The organism is Xanthomonas chitinilytica (genome assembly GCF_026107455.2).
GTDB classification, from domain to species: Bacteria; Pseudomonadota; Gammaproteobacteria; order Xanthomonadales; family Xanthomonadaceae; genus Stenotrophomonas; species Stenotrophomonas chitinilytica.
In genome coordinates this window covers 37341-59473 of the sequence record NZ_JAPCHY010000004.1, presented here as the reverse complement: position 1 = coordinate 59473, position 22133 = coordinate 37341, and the positions used below count along the sequence as shown (strand labels likewise).

The window sequence follows — 22133 nt, the reverse complement described above, 5'->3', positions numbered from 1 at the left end:
ACACCGGCGGGGCGGGCGACCGCTACAACCATGGCGGCTGCGCCAGCACCATCCGCTTGTAGTAGCCGATATTGGCACGCACCGCGTAAACCGCCGCGAAGCCGTAGCCCACGACGCGCGTCACGCTGTCCAGGCCCGCCAACTCGAGCAGCAGAATGACCGCCAGCGCGATCAGCACATAGACCACTGCCTGCCGCCACAGGCCCTTGGCCAGGTAGTAGAACGGCCCCAGCAGGAAGGCCAGCAGGTTGAACTGGACCCGCCGCCGTTCGGAGAAAGGCAGTTCGCGAAAGCGCGGCAGTTCGGGGCCGCCGGCCGCTTCTATCGCGCGGAAGCGTCGCTTCCACGTCTCGGACACGTCCAGCGCCGCGATCCGGTCATGGTGCGTGCCCCGCTCCTCCCGCGCCGGCGTCAGCGCCGTGTCGGAAGACTGGTAGGGATTGCTGTCGTAGGGGTCGCTCATCCTGTTGCCTGTCCAAGTCCTGCCGAATCGAATCCTGTCGAAACCCGAAGGCCGCGCCTTCCGCCGCCACTCCATGCGGGCAACCTGCCCCGGCGGACCGGCCGTGCCTGCCACCTGCCCCGCCGCCGGCTCACAAGCGGTCGTCGTCGATCTCGATGCGTGCATCGCGGGTGGCTTCGCCGCGGGCGATGCGGCAGCGCACCCGTACATCCTCGCCGCCGGCGCGCAGGCGGCCTGCGACGTGCAGCACGTCCACCCGCAGCGTGTGCGATGCCGACCACTGGAATACCGGGATGCCGGCCGCGGCATACGCGGCCTCGGCGCTGCGCTGGCAGATGGGTACCAGCTCGCTCGGCTGCTCGATCCTGCGGTCCGGGTCCAATGCCGCCACCGATACCCAGGACGCGATCAGCCATGACGCGCTTGCCGTGCTTCCCATCGCAGCCTCCTGCCATCGTCATCGCAGCGGCGATGGTGTCGCCGCCGGCCCGCATCCGTCAAACCGGCCGCTCAGCCCGCCTGTTCGACCAGGTTGGCCAGCTCGTCGGCGTCGAAGCCGGCCAGCAGCCGCGCCTCCATGTTGAACGGGCCGTGCAGGTAGCCGCCGGCGTATTCGTGCAGCAGCTCCTTGAAGCGCGTGCGCGGCTCGACCCCGGCGCGTTCGCAGTACCAGCGGTACCAGCGCGAACCGGCGGCGACGTGCGCCACCTCCTCGCGCAGGATGATCTCCAGCACGTCGGCGGTGGTTTCGTCGCCCAGCCCGCGCAGCCTGGCGATCATCCCGGGAGTGACGTCCAGCCCGCGCGCTTCCAGTACCCGCGGCACCAACGCCATCCGTGCCAGGCCGTCGTGCGCGGTCTTCTCGCACATTTCCCACAGGCCGTTGTGGGCCGGGAAATCGCCGTAGTCGTGGCCGTGCGCCAGCAGGCGTTCGCGCAGCAGCAGGAAGTGCCGCGATTCGTCGTCGGCGCAGCTCACCCAGTCGGCATGGAACGACGACGGCAGGCCGCGGAAGCGGTACACCGCATCCCAGGCCAGGTCGATGGCGTTGAGTTCGATATGGGCGATGGCATGGATGAACGCCGCACGGCCTTCCACGCTGCCCAGGCCGCGCCGCGGCAGCTCGCGCGGATGCACCAGCAGCGGCCGCGCCGGCCGGCCCGGCATCCGGATCGGCTCGGGCGGCGGCGCAGCGGCCGGCAGTTTCAACGCGCCGTCGCGGTAGCCCGCGGCGAAATGCCGGCTCAGCGCCGCCTTGCGCAGCGGGTCGGCCTCGGCCAGGCAGGCCTGCGCTGCCCGCAACAGGTCGCCGCCGATATCGGGCACCGCCAGGGTCGCGTCCGCCATCGCCGTCACCGCGGCCTCAGGCGCGGCGCTTGTTCTTCGCGTCGTCCGAACGCAGCTGCTGGATGCGCTCGAAGTAGCCCGGCTCGATGCCGGTCACGTACTGGCCGGTGAAGCAGGACGAATCGAATTCCGGCAACTCCTGGTTGCCCTCGCGCACCGCCGCTTCCAGGTCCTCCAGGTCCTGGTAGATCAGCCAGTCGCAGCCGAGCATCTTCTCGATCTCCTCGACGCTGCGGTCGTGCGCGATCAGCTCGTCGGCCGAGGGCATGTCGATGCCGTAGATGTTCGGATAGCGCACCGGCGGCGCGGCGCTGGCCAGGTAGACCTTGCGCGCGCCGGCGTCGCGCGCCATCTGCACGATCTGCTGGCTGGTGGTGCCGCGCACGATCGAGTCGTCCACCAGCAGCACCACGCGGTTGCGGAATTCCAGGTGGATCGGGTTGAGCTTGCGGCGCACCGATTTCACCCGCTCGCCCTGCCCCGGCATGATGAAGGTGCGGCCGACGTAGCGGTTCTTGACGAAGCCCTCGCGGTACTTCACCCCCAGCACGTTGGACATCTCCAGCGCGGCGTCGCGCGAGGTGTCCGGGATCGGGATGATGGTATCGATGTCGTGGTCCGGGCGCAGGCGCAGGATCTTCTCGCCCAGCTTCTGGCCCATGCGCATGCGCGCCTTGTGCACCGAGACGTTGTCGATCATCGAGTCCGGGCGCGCGAAGTACACGTACTCGAAGATGCACGGCGAATGCCGGGTGTCGGTGGCGCACACCTCGGAGAACAGCTCGCCGCGGGCGGTGATCACCAGCGCCTCGCCCGGGCGCACGTCGCGCACGCGGGTGAAGCCGAGGATGTCCAGCGCCGCCGATTCGGAAGCGACGATGTACTCGTCGCCGCCCTCGCCCTCGCGCTTGCCCAGCACCAGCGGACGGATGCCGTGCGGATCGCGGAACGCCACCAGGCCCAGGCCCAGCACCACGCTGACCACCGCGTAGCCGCCCTTGCAGCGGCGGTGCACGCCGGCCACGGCGCGGATCGCCGCTTCCGGGGTGAGCATGCGCTGCGCGTCCAGCTCGTAGGCGAACACGTTCAGCAGCACCTCGCTGTCCGAATCGGTGTTGATGTTGCGGCGATCGGCCTCGAACACCTGCTGGCGCAGCGCCTCGGTGTTGATCAGGTTGCCGTTGTGCGCCAGCGCGATGCCGTAGGGCGAGTTGACGTAGAACGGTTGCGCCTCGTCCATGCCTTCCGAGCCGGCGGTCGGGTAGCGCACGTGGGCGATGCCGATGCGGCCCTTCAGCACCGACATGCGCTTTTCGTCGAACACGTCGCGCACCAGGCCGTTGGCCTTCTGCACGCGCAAGCGGGTGCCGTCGGCGGTGGCGATGCCTGCCGCGTCCTGCCCACGATGCTGGAGGACGGTCAAGCCGTCATACAGCTGCCCGGCGACGTTTTCGTTGCCGACAATACCGACGATGCCACACATCTTGCGCGATCTCCGCGGGGCTGTGCCCGATTACTGTGAAGGTGGCCGTGCCTGGCCGGAGGACTCGACCCGTGCCGGGTCGGGCTGACCCGGGCGCACCTGCGCCGGGTCGATGTTGGAGGGCAGCACCCGTGCCGGATCCTGTGGGTTGGCCTGGCCTGCGGCGTCGTTGCGGCCCTGTCCCAGCACCTTCGACATCGCTTCCTGCAACCCGCTGCCCGCTACCATTTCGTTCAATGCGGCATTATCGCCTGCCATCGGCAACTTGCCCAAGTCCATTTCCGGCAGGCCGCGCAGGTCCACGTCGGGCATGGACAGGTCCGGCAACTGCGCGCGCATCCAGTCGGCGCCCGGCAGCAGCACCGGCAGCAGCTTCGACTGCTGCCAAGCGGCCTCGCGCGGCAACGGCGTGAAGCCCATCAGCAGCACCAGTACGCTGCCGAACAAGCCACCGCGCAGCACCCCCAGGCCGAAGCCCAGCGCCCGGTCGGTGCTGTTGAGCCGGGTCGCCTCCAGCGCGCTGCGCAGCACCATCCCGAGGATGACCACCACCACCAGCACCGCGACGAAGGTCAGCGCGTAGCCGCCCAGGTAGTGGGTCATCGACGGCTGGCCGCCCTCGGCCAGCCAACGCGCGGTGGTGTCGCCGAACTGGAACGCGGCCCAGCCGGACAACAGCCAGGACAGGGTCCCGACGACGATGCCGACGAAACCCTTCATCAGCCCGAGCAGGGCCGAGACCCCGATCACCACCATCAGCACCAGGTCGATCATCCGCAGCACTCCATGCTCGATTCCACCGGTATTGCCCGTCCGGCCTCCGGCAACGACGGCGGGTGCAGCATCCCGTTCAAGGGTGCGGCCGCACCATGCCGGCAATGCCCACCTTGGCCGCGACCTGCGCCTTGAGCTGCTCGGCCTCGGCCCGGTTGGCGACCGGCCCGACCCGGACCCGGCTCAGCGTGCCCTTGTCGGTACGGACCTGCTCGACGAAGGCGCTGAAGCCGGCCGCGCGCGCCTTGTCGCGCAGCGCGTTGGCGTCGGCCGCCTGCGAGAACGCGCCCAGCTGCACGGCGAAACCGACGTTGCTGGCGGCCGGTGCCGCCGGTGCGGCGACGGCGGGCTTGGTGGTGGCCGGCGCCGGCTTGGGCTCCGCCTTGGGCGGCTCGGGCCTGGCCGGGGCAGGCTTGGCCGGCTCCGGCTTGGGCGTGGTTGCCGCCACCGGCCGGGCCGGTTCCGGCGGCAGCGGTTCGCTGCGTACCGGCGGCGCCGCGGCGTCGGCATCCAGCGTCACCACCTGCGCGTTGACGTCGCTGCGCAGCTTGGTCGCCTGCAGGCGCACCGATTCGGCCTGGGCGCGGTCGGCATACGGTCCGATCCGCACCCGCCACGCGGTGCGGCCGTTGATGGTGTCGGCCTGGCTGAAGCCGGGCAGCTGCGATTTCTTCAGGTAGGCGATCACCGCATCGGCATCGGCCTCGCTGGCATAGGCGCCGAAGTTGACCGCGTAGTTGCCGGCGGCGGTGGCCGGCGGCAGCGCCTGGCCGTCGTCGTTGCCGGCCAGGTCGGCGGCATCGGGGTTGTCCTGCAACGGCTGCACGCCGGCGGGCATGCCCGTCGCCCCGCCCGATGCGGCGCCGGCCGGCGTCACCAGCGGCAATTCGCGGGTCTCGAACTGGCCGCCGGCAGGCGCCTCGGGCGCCGTCAGCGGCACGTCCCTCACCCCGCTGTCCGGCGCCGGTCCCTTGACCAGCATCGGCAGGAAGATCACGGCCAAAGCCACCAGAACGATGGCACCAATCAGTCGCTGTTTCAGGGAAGTATCCACAGAAGCTTGCTAGCGGCGCGGCGGAATGCCTTGGCGATTATAAGCGGCCCGGCCGGCCCGCGACCTCAGCCAGCTGAACGGAGCAGGCGCAACGCCGCCGCCGCGGTATGGAAGGAACCGAACACCAGCACCCGGTCGCCCGGCCGCGCGCCGGCCAGCGCCTGTTCCAATGCCTGGGCCACGTCCGTGGCCACCGGTGCGGCGGCCGCGGCGGTGCCCTGCAACCGCTCGCGCAGGGCCTGGCCGGACTGTCCGCGCCCGCCCTCGCCTTCCAGTCCGGCCAGCTGCCAGCGGACGACCTGCGGTTGCAGCGCCTCGACCACGCCGCGCACGTCCTTGTCGGCCAGCGCGGCGAACACCGCCACGGTGGCACCGGCCGCCGGCCGCGCCTTCAGCGCCACGGCCAGCTCGCGCGCCGCCTGCGGGTTGTGGCCGACATCCACCAGCACCTCCACGCCGTCGCGCAGGAACGCCTGCAGGCGACCGGCGACCTGCGCCGAAGCGATGCCCGCGGCCCAGGCCGCCTTCGGTACCGGCCGGTCGAGCGCGCGCAGCGCGGCGATCGCGGCGGCGGCATTGGCGCGCTGCACCGGCGCCCACAGCGCGGGCTGCGGCAGTTCGATGCGGAACGACACGTCGCGCCAGCGCCAGCGGCCGCCCTCGAGCGGCTCGGCGAAGAAGTCGCTGCCGAAGCGGATCGCATTGGCGCCCAGCACGTAGGCCCGCCGCAGCACGCTGGAAGGCGGGTCGATCTCGCCCAGCACCACCGGCTTCCAGCCGCGGATGATGCCGGCCTTCTCGGCGCCGATGCTTTCGCGGTCCTCGCCCAGCCAGTCGCTGTGGTCGATGTCGACGGTGGTGATCACCGCCACGTCGGCATCGACGATGTTGACCGCGTCCAGTCGCCCGCCCAGCCCCACTTCCAGTACCGCCAGGTCCAGCGCCGACTGCTGGAACAGCCACAGCGCCGCCAGCGTGCCGTATTCGAAATAGGTCAGCGCGGTGTCGCCGCGCGCGGCCTCCACCGCCTCGAACGCGGCCACCAGCGCCGCGTCGTCGGCCTCGGCGCCGTCGATGCGCACGCGTTCGTTGTAGCGCAGCAGGTGCGGCGAGGTGTAGCAGCCGACCTTCCAGCCGGCGGCGCGGGCGATGGCCTCGACGAAGGCCACGGTCGAGCCCTTGCCGTTGGTGCCGGCCACCACGATGGTGCGTGCGGCCGGCTGGCCGAGCTCCATGCGCGCGGCCACCCCGCGCACGCGCTCCAGGCCCAGTTCGATGTTCTGCGGGTGCTGCTGCTCGATGTAAGCCAGCCATTGGTCCAGCGTCATTCACTCACCTGTTCGCTTGCCATGCCAGCGGCGCCCAGCGCCTGGATGGTTTCCACGGTTGATCCGAATACCGAGCGCCGGCCCAGCAGCCGCACCTGGAGCGGGGAGCGTTCCCGGTGCTGCTGGTGGAAGCGACGGTCCACGCACAGTCGTCGCCGCGACGCCTGGGGAATGCTATCGCGCAGTTGCCAGCGGCACAGCCTGTCGCTGCTGGATTCGGCCAGCCGCATGCTTCTCGTTTCGGCATGCGGCTGCCCCAGCAGGCGGGTGAACGTCCACGGCAGGCTGTTGGCCAGCAGCAGCCACAGGACGAAACCGATCACCACCGGCGCCGATACCAAGTACAGTCGGTACTGCGCCCTGCCCAACGCACGCAGCGCCGCGAGACGGCCCGAGCTGCGCGCCACGTGCAGCATCGCCAGGTGCAGGACGACGCCCCCCATCAGGCATAGCGCCATCCCCTGCCCGCCCGCCAGCACCCCGGCCGGGAAGAACGTCACCGCCATGCCGTGCACGCACAGCGCCACGACCAGCAGCGCGCCGACGTTGGCGACGACATCCTGCCAGCGTGGCCGCAGGCGGCCGAACCACACGTGTTTCCAGTCCACCGTCTATCGTTTCCGGCGATGGCCGCATGCACCGGCCGATATGCGCGATCGCACCCGGCTCACAACGCCCGGTGCTTGGCCTCGCCGAAGAACGGGGTGTGGTGGGCGCAATCGTTCAGGCGCACCACTTCCAGGCTGTCCATGTCCGGGCCTTCGAGCAGGTTGAGCGTGGTCGGCGCCTGGCGGAAGGTCCACAGCCGGGCGATCGGCAGGCCCAGCACCCTGCACAGGATGACGCGGTTGACCGCATCGTGGGCCACCACCAGCAGCGTGTCGGAGTCGCCCAGGCCTTCGGCGGCCTTGGCCAGCCCGCGCCAGCTGCGGTCCAGCACCTGCCGCAGCGACTCGCCGCCGGGCATCAGCACGGTGTCCGGCTCCTCGCGCCAGGCGCGCAGGCGGGCCGGATCCTTGTCGTTGATCTCGCTGGCCAGCAGGCCCTCCCACTCGCCGTGGGCGATCTCCTGCAGGTCCGGCTCGGTCAACAGCATCGGCTCGCGCTCGCCGCCCAGCGCGAACTTCGCGGTGGCCTGCGCGCGCGACAGCGGCGACGCCACTGCCCGGGTGATATCCACCGACTTGAGCCGCTCGCCCAGCGCCTTGGCCTGCGCCTCGCCGATCGGCGAAAGGGGAATGTCGATCTGGCCCTGGTAGCGGCCTTCGGCGTTCCACGGCGTTTCGCCGTGGCGGGCAAGCAGGATGCGCATGCAGCGATGATTCCGTTGGGAAGGGAGGCCTCTCCGCGCCAGCGCGGAGGGAGCGGCATGATACCGCGCCGCAACAGGGGTGGCCGCTGAGCCGGCCGACCGGCACTTCCCCGCCGGCGAATCCCGGGCGGGGCCTGCGCCGCCGCCCGGGGTCGAAGCGCCGGCCTTACCTGGCCAGGCCCAGTTCCTTCAGCAGCTGCGGCGCCGGGGCCACTTCCTGCATGATCCACTGCATGTAGCGGCTGTCGACCGCGATCATGCGGGTCATGATCGGGTCGAACACCCAGTTGGAGCTGACCGATTCCCAGTTGCCGTCGAAGGCCAGGCCGACCAGCCGGCCGCGGGCGTCGAGCACCGGCGAGCCGGAGTTGCCGCCGGTGATGTCCAGGTTGGACAGGAAGTTGACCGGCACCGAACCCAGGCGCTCGTCTTCCAGGCCGCCGTAGCGCTTGGCCTTGACCGCATCCAGCAGCGCCTTCGGCGAATCGAACGGATCGGCGCCGGTTTCCTTGGCGACCACTCCCTCCAGCGTGGTGAACGGGGTGTAGGCCACGCCGTCCCTGGGCTCGTAGCCCATCACGTTGCCGAAGGTGATGCGCAGCGACAGGTTGGCGTCCGGGTACACGAACTCGCCCTGGCTCTTCTTGTAGTCGGCCAGCGCCTGCAGGTACAGCGGGCGGGCCTGCAGTGCTTCGCCGGCGCGGGTCTTGCGCTCCCGCTCCTGCTCCAGCAGCGCCGGCATCACCGCCACCGCGTACTGGATGGCCGGATCGTCGCTGGCTTCGAACGCGGCGTGGTCGGCGGCGAACCACTTCAGCCGCTCGTCCAGGCTGCCCAGCGCACTGCCCGACAGCTTGCCGACCAGCGCCTCGACCGCCGCGGCGTCGTTGCCGGCCAGCCACTGGTTGAGCACTTCGTTGTTGCGCTGGTCGGCCGGCAGCGCCACGTACTGGTTCAGCCAGTAGCCCTGCAGCTGCTGGTCCATCTTCGCCACGTAGCGACGGTCCATCTGCTTCAGGCTGCCCTCGATCGACGGCAGGTCGCGCTCCTGGTAGCCGGACTCGCGCTCGGCGTCGGGCTTGCTGCGCTCGAGCGACAGGCGGTACAGGTTGATCGCCGCCGACAGCACGCCGGTGTTGTTGAACTGGCCCACGATCAGGTCGCGCTCGCGGGTGGCCTTGGCCTTGTCGTTCAGCGAAATCAGTTTGGCGTGCGCGGCCAGCGCGGCACGGCCCTGGCTGCCCTGCTTCTTCAGCCATGCCAGCACCGCCGCTTCCTCGGCATGCTTCTGGCCGGCGGCGTCGATGCGCTTGAAGCCATCCAGCTGGCCGGTGAAGTTCTTGGCGGTGTTGTTCAGGCCGGCCATGGTCGCGGCGTACTTCACCTTGACGTCGGCATCCTGCTCGCCGGCCTTGCCGATCAGGTCGATCAGCGCCTGGTAGTGGCGGGCGATGGTCGGGTAAGTCCAGCTGGCGGTGTTGTCGAACTCGCTGGCCAGCGCGTAGCGGTTGGTCGAGCCCGGGTAGCCGGCCACCATCACGAAATCGCCGGCGCCCAGCGGCTGGTCGGCGAACTTCAGGAAGCGCTTGGGCTGGTAGGGCACGTTGTCCGGGGAGAACGCGGCCGGCTTGCCGTCCTTGCCGACGTAGGCGCGGTAGAAGGCGAAGTCGCCGGTGTGGCGCGGCCACATCCAGTTGTCGATGTCGCCGCCGAACTTGCCCACGCTGCCCGGGGGCGCGTAGGCCAGGCGCACGTCCTTGATCTCCAGGTTCTTGAACAGGCGATAGACGTTGCCGCCGGAGAAGCTGTACAGGCGGCAGCGGAAGCCTTCCTCGGCTTCGCACGCGGCCACCTGGGCCTTGTCGAAGGCCTCCAGCGCGCGGGTGCGCGCCAGCGGGTCGTTGCCGGCGGCGGCGATGGCGGCCCTGGCCTGCTCGGTCACGTCGGTGATCTGGTCCAGCACGTACACGCGGGCGTTCGGGCCGGCGCTCAGCTCGTCCTTCGGCGCCGGGGCGTTGAAGCCGTCCTTGATCAGGTTGTTCTCGGCGGTCGAGTTCAGCTGGATGGCGCCATAGGCGCAGTGGTGGTTGGTCACCACCAGGCCCTGCGGCGAGACGAAGCTGGCGGTGCAGCCGCCCAGCGCCACCACCGCCCCCATCGGGTCGCCGGTCAGGTCGGACAGCTGCTCGGGGGACAACTCCAGGCCGGCCTGCTTCAGCGGACCGGCGATTTCCGGCAGCTGCTGCGGCACCCACATGCCTTCGGCGGCATGGGCGAGCTGGGCCAGCCCGAGGCTGGCGACGATGGAGAAGGCAAGCAGGTTCGAGCGCATCGAGCGACCCCCTATGGATGGAACCGGCGATTGTAACGCTGGCAACCATCGCCACCGAGCGTGCCATTGGCCATGCCCGGCAAGGGCGGCGGTTACAGGTGAAAGCATATAATCGGCGTTCTTTTCCTATCTGCGGACCGGCCGGCAATGGCACAGACAATGAAGGCGCTGGTGAAGCGCGAAGCGACCAAGGGCATCTGGATGGAGGAAGTGCCGGTCCCCGTCCCGGGACCCAACGAGGTGCTGATCAAGCTGGAGAAGACCGCCATCTGCGGCACCGACCTGCACATCTACCTGTGGGACGAGTGGAGCCAGCGCACGATCAAGCCGGGCCTGACCATCGGCCACGAGTTCGTCGGCCGCGTCGCCGCGCTGGGCTCGGCGGTGACCGGCTACGAGATCGGCCAGCGCGTGTCGGCCGAGGGCCACATCGTCTGCGGCCACTGCCGCAACTGCCGCGGCGGGCGTCCGCACCTGTGCCCCAACACCGTGGGCATCGGCGTCAACGTCAACGGCGCCTTCGCCGAATACATGGTGATGCCGGCCAGCAACCTGTGGCCGATCCCGGACCAGATCCCGTCGGAGCTGGCCGCGTTCTTCGATCCCTACGGCAACGCCGCGCACTGCGCGCTGGAGTTCAACGTGATCGGCGAGGACGTGCTGATCACCGGCGCTGGCCCGATCGGCATCATCGCCGCCGGCATCTGCAAGCACATCGGCGCGCGCAACGTGGTGGTCACCGACGTCAACGACTTCCGCCTGAAGCTGGCCGCCGACATGGGCGCCACCCGCGTGGTCAACGTCGCCAACACCTCGCTGAAGGACGTGATGGCCGACCTGCACATGGAAGGCTTCGACGTCGGCCTGGAGATGAGCGGCAACCCGCGCGCGTTCAACGACATGCTCGACTGCATGTACCACGGCGGCAAGATCGCCATGCTCGGCATCATGCCCAAGGGCGCCGGCTGCGACTGGGACAAGATCATCTTCAAGGGCCTGACCGTGCAGGGCATCTACGGCCGCAAGATGTACGAGACCTGGTACAAGATGACCCAGCTGGTGCTGTCCGGCTTCCCGCTCGGCAAGGTGCTCACCCACCAGTTGCCGGTGGACAAGTTCCAGGAAGGCTTCGACCTGATGGAACAGGGCAAGGCCGGCAAGGTGGTGCTGAGCTGGAACTGATCGCCCGCCGGCCCCTGCAGGAGCGACGCCAGTCGCGACAGGGGCCTCGTGCAAGATTCATCGGCAAGGCCCCTGTCGCGACTGACGTCGCTCCTGCAGGGGCAGGTTCGGACATGGAAAAGGCGCCCTGCGGCGCCTTTTCCGTGTCCGGCAGCGGTGCCCGGGATTACTGCGAGACCTTCACCGAAAGCACCACGCGGTCGTCGGCCAGCTTGCCGAAGTTGGTGTCGCCCTTGCTGTCGGTGCCGTAGTAGTTCAGGCCCACGCTGACGATGCCGAAGCTCTTGCTCACGCCCACGCCCCAGTCGGTGTAGTCCTCGGCCACGCCGCTGTCGAACGTGCTGCGGCCGATGCTGGCCGACAGGCTGAAGTCGTTGGGCAGGCCCCACTCGCCGCCGATGCCGTAGTACCAGCCGTCGGTATCGCTGGCCCATACGTCGTTGCTGTAGGCCACGGTCAGGCTGTAGTTCTCGGCGAAGCTGGTGGTGGTGATCAGCTCGTTGTAGTTGAGCTCGCTGGCGCCGGGATAGGTATAGCGGTTGAGCATCACGTCGAAGTTGACGCTGTCGCCGATGTCGAAGCCGTAGCCGACGAAGTAGTCCACCTCGAAGTCCGGGTCGCCGTCGCCGAAATCGACACCCGAGGCCCAGGTGCCCACGTACAGGCCGAACGGCGCGGTATAGGTGATGCCGGCCTGCCCGGTCGGGTTCTCGTCGGTCTGCGAGGCGCCGCGGAACACGTAGTCGGACACCGCGCCGATTTCCCAGCTGATCGGAGACGAGGTTTCTTCCTGCGCAAGGACGGCGAACGAGGCGGACGACAGGACGGCGCAGGCAACAGCGACAAGACGCTTGCTATGCATCATGCGAATCTCCAGGTGGGTGGCGGGCGGGAGGCGCTGCCGTGGACCGGCGAACCGGTTCACGATTTTTTAACCGACCTGATATTGCGACGCAACAATCCCCGCCGTCAATACGGCAGTTCGCCCCCGCCCTGCGCGGCCGCCGGGAACACCCCGTAGCGCCGCACCACCAGCTGCAGCGGCGTGCCCGGGGCGTAGGCCGGCGCCCCGGCCGGCAGCTCCAGGTCCACCTCGGCCGGATCGGCCTGCAGCCTGGCCCGCATCCGCACCCGCGGCCCGCTGCGCTGCACCGCCACCACCGTGGCCGCCCAGCCGTCCTCGCCCACGCCCAGGTCTTCCGGGCGCACGTAGATTTCCAGTTCCCCGTCGGGCAACGGCACCTCCGGCGCCGGCCAGTCGCGGCCGGCCACCGACAGCCGGCCTTCGCGCAGCCGTGCCGGCAGCCGGTTGGCCTCGCCGACGAAGCCGTACACGAACGGCGAGCGCGGCCGGTCGTAGACATCGGCCGGCGACCCGACCTGCTCGATCCGGCCGTGGTTGAGGATGGCCACGCGGTCGGCCAGCTCCAGCGCCTCTTCCTGGTCGTGGGTGACGAACAGCGTGGTCAGGCCGGTGCGGTCGTGCAGTTCGCGCAGCCAGCGCCGCAGGTCGCGCCGCACCTGCGCATCCAGCGCGCCGAACGGCTCGTCCAGCAGCAGCACGCGCGGCTCGATGGCCAGCGCGCGCGCCAGCGCCACCCGCTGGCGCTGCCCGCCGGACAGCTGCGCCGGATACCGCCCGCCCAGTCCGTCCAGCTGCACCAGCGACAGCAGTTCGTCCACCCTGGCCGCGATCCGCGCCTTCGGCCAGCGCGCCTGGCCGCGCCGCACCTGCAGGCCGAAGGCGATGTTGTCGCGCACGTCCAGGTGCCGGAACAGCGCGTAGTGCTGGAACACGAAGCCGGCCCGCCGCGCCTGCACGCTCAGTCCGGTGGCGTCCTCGCCGTCGAACAGGATGCGGCCGCTGTCGGCGTGCTCCAGTCCGGCGATGGCGCGCAGCAGGGTGGTCTTGCCCGATCCCGACGGTCCCAGCAGCGCCAGCAGCTCGCCCTGGCGCACGTCCAGGCTGACATCGTCCAGTGCGGCGAACGCGCCGAAGCGCTTGCTCAGGTGTTCGATCTTGATGCCCATCGGCCTTGCCCCGTCAGTGTCGGTGGTTGGCGGCCAGCGATTCGCCGTGGCGCCATTCCAGGTAGGACTTCAACGCCAGCGTCACCAGCGCGGTCAGCGCCAGCAGCGACGCGGCGGCGAACGCCGCGCTGTAGGCGTACTCGTTGTAGAGGATCTCCACGTGCAGCGGCAGCGTGTTGGTGCGCCCGCGGATATGCCCGGACACCACCGACACCGCGCCGAACTCGCCCAGCGCGCGTGCGCTGCACAACAGCACGCCGTACAGCAGCGCCCAGCGGATGTTGGGCAGGGTCACCCGCCAGAACGTCTGCCAGCCGCTGGCGCCCAGGCTCAGCGCGGCCAGTTCCTCGTCCACGCCCTGCTGCTCCATCAACGGCATCAGCTCGCGCGCGATGAACGGGAACGTCACGAAGATCGTGGCCAGCACGATCCCCGGCAAGGCGAACACCACCTTCGGCAGCTGCACGGTGAACTCGCCGACCAGCGGCAGCGACAGCGATACGCCCTCGTCGATCAGTGGCCAGGCCCAGCCCTGCGCGCCGAAGATCAGGATGAACACCAGGCCGGCCACCACCGGCGACACCGCGAACGGCAGGTCGATCAGCGACACCAGCCAGCGCTTGCCGGGGAACTGGTGCTTGCTGACCGTCCACGCCGCGGCCACGCCGAACGCCAGGTTCAGCGGCACCGCGATGGCGGCCACCAGCAGGGTCAGCCTGATCGCCGCCAGCGCATCCGGTTCGGACACCGCGGCCAGGAACGCCTGGGTGCCGCCGCGCAGCGCCTCGATGAACACCAGCAGCAGCGGCAACAGCAGGAACGAAAGCAGGAAGCCCAGCGCGCCCAGCACCAGCAGCACCTGCACCCACACCGGCTCGGTGACGGCCGAGCCGGCGCTGCGCCGGTGGCTGTCGCCGGCGTCCACGCCCGTGTCCTCCGGCAGCGCGGCGATCACCGCGGAAATGGCCTCGCTCATCCGCCCCTCCGTTTACCGGTACGCGCCAGTCGCGACTGCAGGGTGTTGATCGCCAGCAGCAGCGCGAACGACAGCAACAGCATCAACGCGGCGATGGCGGTGGCGCCGGCGTAGTCGAATTCCTCCAGCTTGATGGTGATCAGCAGCGGCGCGATCTCCGACACGTGCGGCAGGTTGCCGGCGATGAAGATCACCGAGCCGTACTCGCCCACCCCGCGCGCGAACGCCAGCGCGAAGCCGGCCAGCACCGCCGGCCACAGTCCCGGCAGGATCACCCGCCACACGATCTGCCAGCGGCTGGCGCCGAGCGTGGCCGCGGCCTCCTCCAGCTCGCGCTCGGCCTCGGCCAGCACCGGCTGCACCACCCGCACCACGAACGGCAGGCCGATGAACACCAGCGCCACGGTGATGCCCAGCGGGGTATAGGCGACCTTGATGCCGACCGACTCCAGCCAGCGGCCGATCCAGCCGCTGGGCCCATACAGCGCGGTCAAGGCGATGCCGGCCACGGCGGTCGGCAATGCGAACGGCAGGTCGATCATCGCGTCGAACAGGCGCTTGCCGGGGAAACGGTAGCGCACGAACACCCACGCCACCCAGGTGCCCATCAGCGCGTTGAACGCCGCCGCGGCCAGCGCGGTGCCGAAGCTGACCCGCAACGCCGCCAGCACCCGCGGCTCGGTCCAGATCCGCCACAGCTCCGCCGGCCCCAGCTGGCCGGCATAGACGAACACGCCCACCAGCGGGATCAGCACGATCAGGCTCAGCCAGGTCAGCGTGTAGCCCAGGCTCAGGCCGAAGCCCGGCACCACCCGCCGCCGGCGTGGCGCCCGGTACTTGCGTACATCGATCGCGGTGCTGCCCATGACTCAGCGCACCGCGTAGATCTGGTCGAACACGCCGCCGTTGGCGAAATGCCGGGCCTGCGCCGCTTCCCAGCTGCCGAACGCATCCTCGACGCGGAACGCTTCCACCGCCGGGAAGCGCCCCGCATGCCGGCGCAGCACCTCGGCATCGACCGGACGCAGGTGGTTGCGCGCGAAGATCGCCTGCGCCGGTTCGCTGTAGTGGAAGTGCAGGTAGGCATCGACCAGCTCGGTGCTGCCATGCCTGCCCGCCACCTTGTCCACCCGCGCCACCGGGTTGTGGGCACGCACGGTCAGCGACGGCACCACCACCTCGTAGTCGGCGCCGCCCAGTTCGGCGCGCAGCAGGCCGATCTCGTTCTCGAAGGTCAGCAGCACGTCGCCGATGCCGCGCTGGACGAAGCTGGTGGTGGCGCCGCGGCCGCCGGTGTCCAGGATCGGCACGTTGGCGAACAGCTTGCGCACGTAGTCCTGCCCGGCGCGGTCGCTGCCGCCGGCCTGGCGCCGCGCCCACTCCCAGCCGGCCAGATAGCTGTAGCGGCCGTTGCCGGAGGTCTTGGGGTTGGGCAGGATCACGCCGACGCCGGGCTTCACCAGGTCGACCCAGTCGCGGATGCCCTTGGGGTTGCCCTTGCGCACCAGGAACAGGATGGTCGACCACGACGGCGCGCTGTGGTTGGGCAGGCGCCCGGCCCAGTCCGCCGGCAGCAGCCCGGCCCTGGCGATCTGGTCGATGTCCAGCGGATTGTTCATCGTCACCACGTCCGCTTCCAGGCCGTCGATCACCGAGCGCGCCTGCTTGCTGGAACCGCCGTGCGACTGCTCCACCACGACCGTCCTGCCGGCGGCCTTCTGCTGCGCGACGAACACCGGGTTCAGGTCCTTGTAGACGTCGCGGGCGACGTCGTAGGACACGTTGAGCAGCGTCGCGTCCTTGGCCTGGACGGCGCCGGCGGCCAGCACCGAGGCGATCGCCAGCGCCCGCAGCCAGCGCCTTGGGTTCATGCCGCGATTCCCGCTGGCGACGATCGGCAGCGTGGTCATTTCTTCGCCTGCAGCCGGTCGAACTCGCCGCCATCGGAGAAATGCACCTGCTGCGCCCTGGCCCAGGAGCCGAACACGCCGTCGATGGTCACCAGTTCGACGTTCGGGAACCGGGCGACGTCGGCCGGATCGGCCAGCTCGGGATGGCGCGGCCGGTAGTAGTGCTTGGCGGCCAGCTTCTGCCCCGCCGGCGAGTACAGGTATTGCAGGTAGGCCTGCGCCGCCTCGCGGGTACCGTGCTTGTCGACGTTCCGGTCGACCAGCGCCACCGGCGGCTCGGCCAGGATCGACAGCGACGGCACCACGATGTCGAACTTGTCCGGGCCCAGTTCCTCGATCGACAGGAACGCCTCGTTCTCCCAGGCCAGCAGCACATCGCCGATGCCGCGCTGGACGAAGGTGGTGGTGGAACCCCGCGCGCCGGTATCCAGCACCGGCACGTTCTTGAACAGCGCGCCGACGAAGTTGCGGGTCTTGGCCTCGTCGCCCTTGAAGATCTTCAGGCCATAGGCCCAGGCGGCCAGGTAGTTCCAGCGCGCGCCGCCGGAGGTCTTGGGGTTGGGCGTGATCACCGAGATGCCCGGTTTCACCAGGTCGTGCCAGTCGCGGATGTTCTTCGGGTTGCCCTTGCGCACCAGGAACACGATGGTCGAGGTGTACGGCGAACTGTTCTCCGGCAGGCGCGACTGCCAGTTGCCGGGGAACAGCTTGGCCCGCTCGGCGACCGAATCGATGTCGTAGGCCAGCGCCAGCGTCAGCACGTCGGCCTCCAACCCGTCGATCACCGCGCGCGCCTGCTTGCCGGAACCGCCGTGCGAGGTCTCGATGTTCACCTTCTGGCCCTTGCTCTGCTGCCAGTGCTGGGCGAAGGCGGCATTGAACTCGCGGTAGAACTCGCGGGTGGGATCATAGGAGACGTTGAGCAGCTTGAGATCCTTGGCGCCGGCGGCGAAGGCGAGGGTCAACGCGAAGGCGGCCAGGGCCACGCGCAGGTGCGACTTGAAATGCTGGGCTTTCATGGGATGGCTCCGGTTCGGTCAGAAGGCGACTTGCAGGCGGGAGAACACCGCCTTCTCGTCCTCGCGATCGGCGCCGGCCAGGGCGCCGCCGTCGAAGCGGGTATGCAGGTAGTTCACGACCAGCTTGAGGTTGCTGTTGAGGTACCAGTTCAGGCCCAGCGCCCATTCGGTGGCCCGGGTCGCGGCGACGTCCGGGTCGGCGAACAGCGGGAAGGCGCCGTCGTCCACGTCCAGCACGCCGTAGCGGCCGACCAGTTCGAACGCCCCCCAGCCGTTGCCGCCGGGCTTGAACGGGCTGGCCGGGCGCACGCCGCGGTAGCTCGCCTCCTCGCCGGTCAGCACCCAGCTGGCGGTGGCCTGCCAGGCGCTGTTCTCCAGGTCGGCGCGGTTGCCGGCCAGCTCCAGCTCCTGCTTCGAGCGGATGTACTCGGCCTGCAGCCCGAACGGGCCGCGGTACAGGTAGCCCTGCGGCGAGAGGCGGGTGTGGCGACCGTCGGCGGCGACCGCGGCCCGGTAGTTGAAGAACTGCTGCTGGCCCTGGGTGCGGTAGCGCGGCAGGAAATTGTTGCCGGTACCTTCCTTGTCGCCGGTGCTGCCGGCGATGCCGAAGCCGATGCCCGGCAGCGGTTCGAAGAACAGCCGCGCCGCGTACTCGAAATTGCCGTCGGAATTGCTGCTGGCGCCGTCGCGCCCGTCCGCCGTGCCGTTGTAGACGCCGACCACGTAGTTGAACTTCGAATCGGCCAGCACGCCCTGCAACTGCACGCCCAGTTCGCGGTTGGGCGCCAGCTCGGTGGGGAACGCGCGTTCGATCAGCGCGATGGCGTTGCCCGATTGCAGCCGCTCCAGGCCGACCGGCCCCTTCACCTTGCCGGCGCGCAGCGTATAGGCCGGGTCGAACTTCAGGTCGACGTAGGCATCGACCACGGTGGCGCTGTCGCCGGCGAACTCGGGGGTGATCCGGAACCCGACCAGCTTGCCCAGCGATCCTTCCAGGGTCGGGCGGACGCGGCGGAGCAGGAAGGAATCGTTGGCCGGCACCTGGTCGTCGTCCTGGAAGAAACGCGCGTCGCCCTGCACCAGCCCGCGCAGCTTGAACTCGTAGGCGCCGTCCCCGGACTTGACCGCCGCGCCACCCGCACCGACGGTCACCACCGGCGCTTCCTTGGCCTTGGCCACGCGCGCCTCCTCCTGCAGCTCCAGGTTGCGCTCCAGCGCGCGCAGGCGCTGGTCCAGCGTTGCCAGATCCAGTTCGTTGCCGTCGGCGGTCTGCGCGGCGCCGCCGAAGCGGCGCTCCAGCGCTTCCAGCCGCTGCTGCAGCTGCTCCACGGTCGGCCGTTCCTGCGCGAAGACCGGGGCAACCAGCGAACAGGCCAGCGCGCCCACCAGCCACGCCCGCGCACCCTTCGCCCTGTTGCCTGCCGGTATCGTCCGCATTGCGCATTCCCCGTGCGATGGCCGCATGCGGCCGGAAACGCGATGCTGCGCACGCACAAAGCCCGGGGGAAATGACTTGAGGGACGGGGTTCATGCCTTATCCGCATAAACCCCACGCCATGGCAGGAGGCGCCACGGCGGTTCGCCAGGCTCCGGAGCCATACCCGCCCGTCGCGAGCTTTCCGGACAGACCCGGGGATGCCCCCCGTGGATGGACGAAGGACCTAAAATGAGGCCCTTTCCCACCGCCTCCCTGCCATGTCCGCCTCCCTGACCCAGCACTATGCCGACGAACTGGACGCCATCCGCGCCCAGGGCCTGTTCAAGTCCGAGCGCATCATCACCAGCCCGCAGTCGGCCGAGATCACCCTCGACGACGGCCGCACGGTGCTCAACTTCTGCGCCAACAACTACCTGGGCCTGGCCGACCATCCGGACCTGATCCAGGCGGCCAAGGACGCGCTGGACAGCCACGGTTTCGGCATGGCCTCGGTGCGCTTCATCTGCGGCACCCAGGACCTGCACAAGCAGCTGGAAGCGCAGATCGCCCGCTTCTTCGGCAAGGACGACACCATCCTCTACGCCGCCTGCTTCGACGCCAACGGCGGCCTGTTCGAGCCGTTGCTGGGCGAGAACGACGCGATCATCTCCGACGCGCTCAACCACGCCTCGATCATCGACGGCGTGCGCCTGTGCAAGGCCAAGCGCTTCCGCTACGCCAACTGCGACATGGCCGACCTGGAAGCGCAGCTGCAGGCGGCCGACGCGGCCGGCTGCAGGACCAAGCTGATCACCACCGACGGCGTGTTCTCGATGGACGGCTTCATCGCCCCGCTCGATGAGATCACCGCGCTGGCGGAAAAGTACGGCGCGCTGGTGCACATCGACGAATGCCACGCCACCGGCTTCCTCGGTGCCAGCGGCCGCGGCTCGGCCGAGGTCAAGGGCGTGCTGGAGAAGATCGACATCATCACCGGCACCCTGGGCAAGGCGATGGGCGGCGCGCTGGGCGGCTTCACCTGCGCCAGCGCCGAGGTGATCGAACTGCTGCGCCAGCGCTCGCGCCCCTACCTGTTCTCCAACTCGCTGCCGCCGCACGTGGTGGCCGCCGGCATCAAGGCGTTCGAGATGCTCGACGCCGCCGGCGACCTGCGCGAAAAGCTGGCCGAAAACACGGCGTATTTCCGCGAAAAGATGACCGCCGCCGGCTTCGACGTGAAGCCCGGCGTGCACCCGATCAGCCCGGTGATGCTGTACGACGCGCCGCTGGCGCAGAAGTTCGCGCAGCGGCTGCTGGAGGAAGGCATCTACGCCATCGGCTTCTTCTTCCCGGTGGTGCCCAAGGGCCAGGCGCGCATCCGCACCCAGATGAGCGCGGCACACACCCGCGAGCACCTGGACCGCGCCATCGATGCCTTCACCCGCATCGGTCGCGAGCTGGGCGTGATCGGCGGCTGATCCTCCTCGCGTATGCAGAAAAGCGCGAAGGCGCCACGGGCAACCGCGGCGCCTTTGTCCCTCTGCTCTTCACGCTCGTGCCGGAGCGTGGCCTGTTCTTGCTGGCCAGCAGCGCCGGCGCGGCCTTCGACGGCGACTTGCCGTTGGCGGCGCGGATGCCGCCGGCCTCCATCCGGGCGTCGAATCCGTCGGCTTGCAGCCGGCAACCCCATCCCGCTGCCCGTGGAAGCGGTGGCCGCCGCAGGGATCCCGGTCGCCCTTCGTTATCGCCGCCGGCGACATGCCCGCCACGATGGCACTCCTGCGCCCCGCCAGCACCGCCACCGCCAGGCGCATGATCGGCACGCCGGGCCGACCGCGAACCGTCCCGTACCCGCTGGCACCGCGCTCCAAGGAAGCCCGCGTGCGGAACGCGGAGCCTGGCGCGGTTCGCGGTTCGGGCTTCCGCTCCCGGCCACTGCACGAAGGAATCAGCCGGTGGTACCACCGTCCAGCGCGCGCACCTCGTCGCCGCTCAACTCGCGCCACTGGCCCTTGGGCAGGTCGCCGAGCGGAAGCGGGCCGATGGCTATCCGCACCAGCCGCAGCACGCCGATATCGAAGGCCGCCAGCAGGCGGCGGATATGCCGGTTGCGGCCTTCGTCCAGCACCACTTCCAGCCATGCGTGCTTGCCGCCGCTGCGCAACAGCGTGACCGCGCTGGCGGCCAGCCGCTCGCCGTCGTCGACCACGCCCTCGCGCATCGCCTGCAGTTGCGCCGGCGACGGAATCGCGTCCACCTGTACGTGATAGGTCTTCTGCGGGCCGGTCAACGGGTCGGTCAGCCTGGCCGCCCATTCCGGGTCGTTGCTGAAAAGCAGCAGGCCCTCGCTGGCCTTGTCCAGCCGCCCGACCGGCGCCAGCCAGGGCAGCGACGCACCGTCGAAACAGCGGTACACCGTGTCGCGCCCCTGCTCGTCGTGCGCGGTGGTCACCAGTCCGCGGGGCTTGTTGAGCATCAGGTAGATGCGAGCGCCGGCTCCCAGCGCCACACCGTCCACCGTCACCTGCTGCCGGTCGCGGCGGACCGGGAACTCGGGGTCCCGGACCACGCGCCCGTCCACTGCCACCCGGCCATCGGCGATCCACTGCGCGGCCTGCGTGCGCGAACAGAGGCCGGCCTTGGACAGCACCCGCGCCAGCCCATGGCGCGCTTCGCCCGGCACGGCGGCACGGCGCGCGCCTCCACGGCGTGGTGGTGGCCGCCCGGCATTCACTTCAGGAAATCCCCGCTATGCGGGGCCTTACTTGGTTTCCACCGGCGGCGCCTCGGCAGCGGCCTCGACCGCGGCCGGACGCGCCTTCACCACGCGCACGCCGCGCGCCTTCATCCAGGCGTCGAACTCCTCGGCGGTCATGCGCTTGCCGCCCTGGCTCATGTCGAAGCGCCAGGGGGTATTGTCGAATTCGGTCCGCGGCTTGTAGGCGGCCGGATCGTTGGAATTGATCGCAGGACCGGCCGGCACCGCGCTGGCGATGTTCTGGCAGCCGTCCACGCGCAGGCGCATCAGCACCTGGTCCAGCGACTGCTCCTGGCTGAAATTGGACGTCAGCACGCCGGCCGGCATTCCCAACTGGCCCTGACGGGTGTGCAGTTCCGCAGCGACCGGTGCGATCACGGTCGCCGGCAGCGCCACCGGCTTGATGCTGGCGGCCGAGCAATCCACGGCTGCGTGGGCGACGGGAATCAGGGCCAGGCCAAACGCGCCAGCCAGTGCAATACGCAGCATCGGGATACTTCCATTGGGACGAGGACGGACGCGGCGAGTGTAGGCAGGCCCCGACAGGCTTTCAACCATTGTCGATGGCGATGGCGACAAACCCGGTGCGTGCCGGGTCCAAACTGCTACGCAGCTCACGCATGCCGTTTCCCGGATACGGGGCGGGCTCTCCGGCAATACATGTCCGCAGCTGCTCGAAAAGCTCGCGACTGACGTCGCTCCTACAACCACTTGCCGCTCCTTGTAGGAGCGACGTCAGTCGCGACC

General features: G+C 69.7%; 21 protein-coding genes. 2 read left to right on the top strand and 19 right to left on the bottom strand.

Going from position 1 to position 22133, the window contains the following annotated elements; translation table 11 throughout:
* Positions 1 to 22: 22 nt before the first annotated feature.
* From OK345_RS05995 to OK345_RS05950, 10 genes are all read right to left on the bottom strand, one after another.
* Entirely contained in the window at positions 23 to 463 is a 441-nt protein-coding gene (locus OK345_RS05995) for a DUF2628 domain-containing protein (protein WP_265127021.1), read from the bottom strand.
* Between the two features lie 130 nt (positions 464 to 593).
* Complete coding sequence (locus OK345_RS05990) at positions 594 to 902, bottom strand: hypothetical protein (RefSeq protein WP_265127020.1); 309 nt, start codon at positions 900 to 902, stop codon at positions 594 to 596.
* 71 nt (positions 903 to 973) lie between these two features.
* On the bottom strand, positions 974 to 1810 hold the full coding sequence (locus tag OK345_RS05985; protein WP_265127019.1) for a ferritin-like domain-containing protein: 837 nt from the start codon (positions 1808 to 1810) through the stop codon (positions 974 to 976).
* A 16-nt stretch (positions 1811 to 1826) separates the two neighbouring features.
* Positions 1827 to 3293, bottom strand: coding sequence for an amidophosphoribosyltransferase (gene purF, locus OK345_RS05980; protein WP_265127018.1), 1467 nt, complete (start codon positions 3291 to 3293; stop codon positions 1827 to 1829).
* 30 nt (positions 3294 to 3323) lie between these two features.
* A complete protein-coding gene (locus OK345_RS05975; protein ID WP_265127017.1) occupies positions 3324 to 4067 on the bottom strand; it encodes a CvpA family protein in 744 nt (247 codons plus the stop codon).
* Positions 4068 to 4143: 76 nt separating this feature from the next.
* Positions 4144 to 5121, bottom strand: coding sequence for an SPOR domain-containing protein (locus OK345_RS05970; RefSeq protein ID WP_265127016.1), 978 nt, complete (start codon positions 5119 to 5121; stop codon positions 4144 to 4146).
* Between the two features lie 65 nt (positions 5122 to 5186).
* Positions 5187 to 6449 carry a bifunctional tetrahydrofolate synthase/dihydrofolate synthase gene (gene folC, locus OK345_RS05965; RefSeq protein ID WP_265127015.1) on the bottom strand — a complete coding sequence of 421 codons (1263 nt, stop codon included), beginning with the start codon at positions 6447 to 6449 and terminating at the stop codon, positions 5187 to 5189.
* Entirely contained in the window at positions 6446 to 7057 is a 612-nt protein-coding gene (locus OK345_RS05960; RefSeq protein WP_265127014.1) for a hypothetical protein, read from the bottom strand. The genes folC and OK345_RS05960 overlap by 4 nt, the downstream gene beginning before the upstream one ends.
* Positions 7058 to 7116: 59 nt before the next feature.
* Positions 7117 to 7761 carry a histidine phosphatase family protein gene (locus OK345_RS05955; protein ID WP_265127013.1) on the bottom strand — a complete coding sequence of 215 codons (645 nt, stop codon included), beginning with the start codon at positions 7759 to 7761 and terminating at the stop codon, positions 7117 to 7119.
* Between the two features lie 166 nt (positions 7762 to 7927).
* Positions 7928 to 10093: a S46 family peptidase gene (locus OK345_RS05950; RefSeq protein ID WP_265127012.1), complete on the bottom strand. Its 2166-nt coding sequence runs from the start codon at positions 10091 to 10093 to the stop codon at positions 7928 to 7930.
* Between the two features lie 147 nt (positions 10094 to 10240).
* Between OK345_RS05950 and tdh the strand changes: the two genes are divergently transcribed.
* Entirely contained in the window at positions 10241 to 11275 is a 1035-nt protein-coding gene (gene tdh / locus OK345_RS05945; RefSeq protein ID WP_265127011.1) for an L-threonine 3-dehydrogenase, read from the top strand.
* A gap of 166 nt (positions 11276 to 11441) precedes the next feature.
* Here tdh and OK345_RS05940 read toward each other — a convergent pair whose 3' ends face one another.
* The 7 genes from OK345_RS05940 to OK345_RS05910 all read right to left on the bottom strand — a co-directional run bounded on the left by OK345_RS05940 (position 11442) and on the right by OK345_RS05910 (position 18648).
* A complete protein-coding gene (locus OK345_RS05940) occupies positions 11442 to 12140 on the bottom strand; it encodes a TorF family putative porin (protein ID WP_265127010.1) in 699 nt (232 codons plus the stop codon).
* A gap of 104 nt (positions 12141 to 12244) precedes the next feature.
* Positions 12245 to 13306, bottom strand: a complete 1062-nt coding sequence (locus OK345_RS05935; protein ID WP_265127009.1) for a sulfate/molybdate ABC transporter ATP-binding protein — start codon at positions 13304 to 13306, stop codon at positions 12245 to 12247.
* 13 nt (positions 13307 to 13319) lie between these two features.
* On the bottom strand, positions 13320 to 14282 hold the full coding sequence (cysW, locus tag OK345_RS05930) for a sulfate ABC transporter permease subunit CysW (protein ID WP_265127008.1): 963 nt from the start codon (positions 14280 to 14282) through the stop codon (positions 13320 to 13322).
* The gene (cysT, locus tag OK345_RS05925) at positions 14279 to 15148 is read right to left on the bottom strand and encodes a sulfate ABC transporter permease subunit CysT (protein ID WP_265127007.1); all 870 of its coding nucleotides are present in this window, start codon (positions 15146 to 15148) and stop codon (positions 14279 to 14281) included. Before cysT ends, cysW begins: the two co-directional genes overlap by 4 nt.
* A gap of 3 nt (positions 15149 to 15151) precedes the next feature.
* Positions 15152 to 16192: a sulfate ABC transporter substrate-binding protein gene (locus OK345_RS05920; protein ID WP_265154799.1), complete on the bottom strand. Its 1041-nt coding sequence runs from the start codon at positions 16190 to 16192 to the stop codon at positions 15152 to 15154.
* Complete coding sequence (locus OK345_RS05915) at positions 16189 to 17211, bottom strand: sulfate ABC transporter substrate-binding protein (RefSeq protein ID WP_265127006.1); 1023 nt, start codon at positions 17209 to 17211, stop codon at positions 16189 to 16191. The genes OK345_RS05920 and OK345_RS05915 overlap by 4 nt, the downstream gene beginning before the upstream one ends.
* Positions 17212 to 17229: 18 nt before the next feature.
* Positions 17230 to 18648 (bottom strand): porin, encoded by a 1419-nt coding sequence (locus OK345_RS05910; RefSeq protein WP_265127005.1) that lies wholly within the window; start codon positions 18646 to 18648, stop codon positions 17230 to 17232.
* Positions 18649 to 18906: 258 nt separating this feature from the next.
* Between OK345_RS05910 and kbl the strand changes: the two genes are divergently transcribed.
* Positions 18907 to 20106, top strand: a complete 1200-nt coding sequence (kbl, locus tag OK345_RS05905; protein WP_265127004.1) for a glycine C-acetyltransferase — start codon at positions 18907 to 18909, stop codon at positions 20104 to 20106.
* Positions 20107 to 20576: 470 nt separating this feature from the next.
* Here the strand turns inward: kbl and OK345_RS05900 are convergent, their stop codons facing one another.
* Complete coding sequence (locus tag OK345_RS05900) at positions 20577 to 21362, bottom strand: pseudouridine synthase (RefSeq protein WP_265154800.1); 786 nt, start codon at positions 21360 to 21362, stop codon at positions 20577 to 20579.
* Between the two features lie 27 nt (positions 21363 to 21389).
* Positions 21390 to 21875, bottom strand: coding sequence for a hypothetical protein (locus OK345_RS05895; RefSeq protein WP_265127003.1), 486 nt, complete (start codon positions 21873 to 21875; stop codon positions 21390 to 21392).
* Positions 21876 to 22133 lie beyond the last annotated feature (258 nt).

Excerpts from the sequence above, each read along its gene's own strand:
- OK345_RS05950 (WP_265127012.1), bottom strand. The coding sequence starts at position 10,093 with ATGCGCTCGAACCTGCTTGCCTTCTCCATCGTCGCCAGCCTCGGGCTG.
- tdh (WP_265127011.1), top strand. The coding sequence starts at position 10,241 with ATGGCACAGACAATGAAGGCGCTGGTGAAGCGCGAAGCGACCAAGGGC.
- cysT (WP_265127007.1), bottom strand. The coding sequence starts at position 15,148 with ATGGGCAGCACCGCGATCGATGTACGCAAGTACCGGGCGCCACGCCGG.
- OK345_RS05955 (WP_265127013.1), bottom strand. The coding sequence starts at position 7,761 with ATGCGCATCCTGCTTGCCCGCCACGGCGAAACGCCGTGGAACGCCGAA.
- OK345_RS05895 (WP_265127003.1), bottom strand. The coding sequence starts at position 21,875 with ATGCTGCGTATTGCACTGGCTGGCGCGTTTGGCCTGGCCCTGATTCCC.
- OK345_RS05910 (WP_265127005.1), bottom strand. The coding sequence starts at position 18,648 with ATGCGGACGATACCGGCAGGCAACAGGGCGAAGGGTGCGCGGGCGTGG.
- purF (WP_265127018.1), bottom strand. The coding sequence starts at position 3,293 with ATGTGTGGCATCGTCGGTATTGTCGGCAACGAAAACGTCGCCGGGCAG.
- kbl (WP_265127004.1), top strand. The coding sequence starts at position 18,907 with ATGTCCGCCTCCCTGACCCAGCACTATGCCGACGAACTGGACGCCATC.
- OK345_RS05935 (WP_265127009.1), bottom strand. The coding sequence starts at position 13,306 with ATGGGCATCAAGATCGAACACCTGAGCAAGCGCTTCGGCGCGTTCGCC.
- OK345_RS05920 (WP_265154799.1), bottom strand. The coding sequence starts at position 16,192 with ATGACCACGCTGCCGATCGTCGCCAGCGGGAATCGCGGCATGAACCCA.
- OK345_RS05940 (WP_265127010.1), bottom strand. The coding sequence starts at position 12,140 with ATGATGCATAGCAAGCGTCTTGTCGCTGTTGCCTGCGCCGTCCTGTCG.
- OK345_RS05915 (WP_265127006.1), bottom strand. The coding sequence starts at position 17,211 with ATGAAAGCCCAGCATTTCAAGTCGCACCTGCGCGTGGCCCTGGCCGCC.
- cysW (WP_265127008.1), bottom strand. The coding sequence starts at position 14,282 with ATGAGCGAGGCCATTTCCGCGGTGATCGCCGCGCTGCCGGAGGACACG.
- OK345_RS05985 (WP_265127019.1), bottom strand. The coding sequence starts at position 1,810 with ATGGCGGACGCGACCCTGGCGGTGCCCGATATCGGCGGCGACCTGTTG.
- OK345_RS05990 (WP_265127020.1), bottom strand. The coding sequence starts at position 902 with ATGGGAAGCACGGCAAGCGCGTCATGGCTGATCGCGTCCTGGGTATCG.
- folC (WP_265127015.1), bottom strand. The coding sequence starts at position 6,449 with ATGACGCTGGACCAATGGCTGGCTTACATCGAGCAGCAGCACCCGCAG.
- OK345_RS05975 (WP_265127017.1), bottom strand. The coding sequence starts at position 4,067 with ATGATCGACCTGGTGCTGATGGTGGTGATCGGGGTCTCGGCCCTGCTC.
- OK345_RS05995 (WP_265127021.1), bottom strand. The coding sequence starts at position 463 with ATGAGCGACCCCTACGACAGCAATCCCTACCAGTCTTCCGACACGGCG.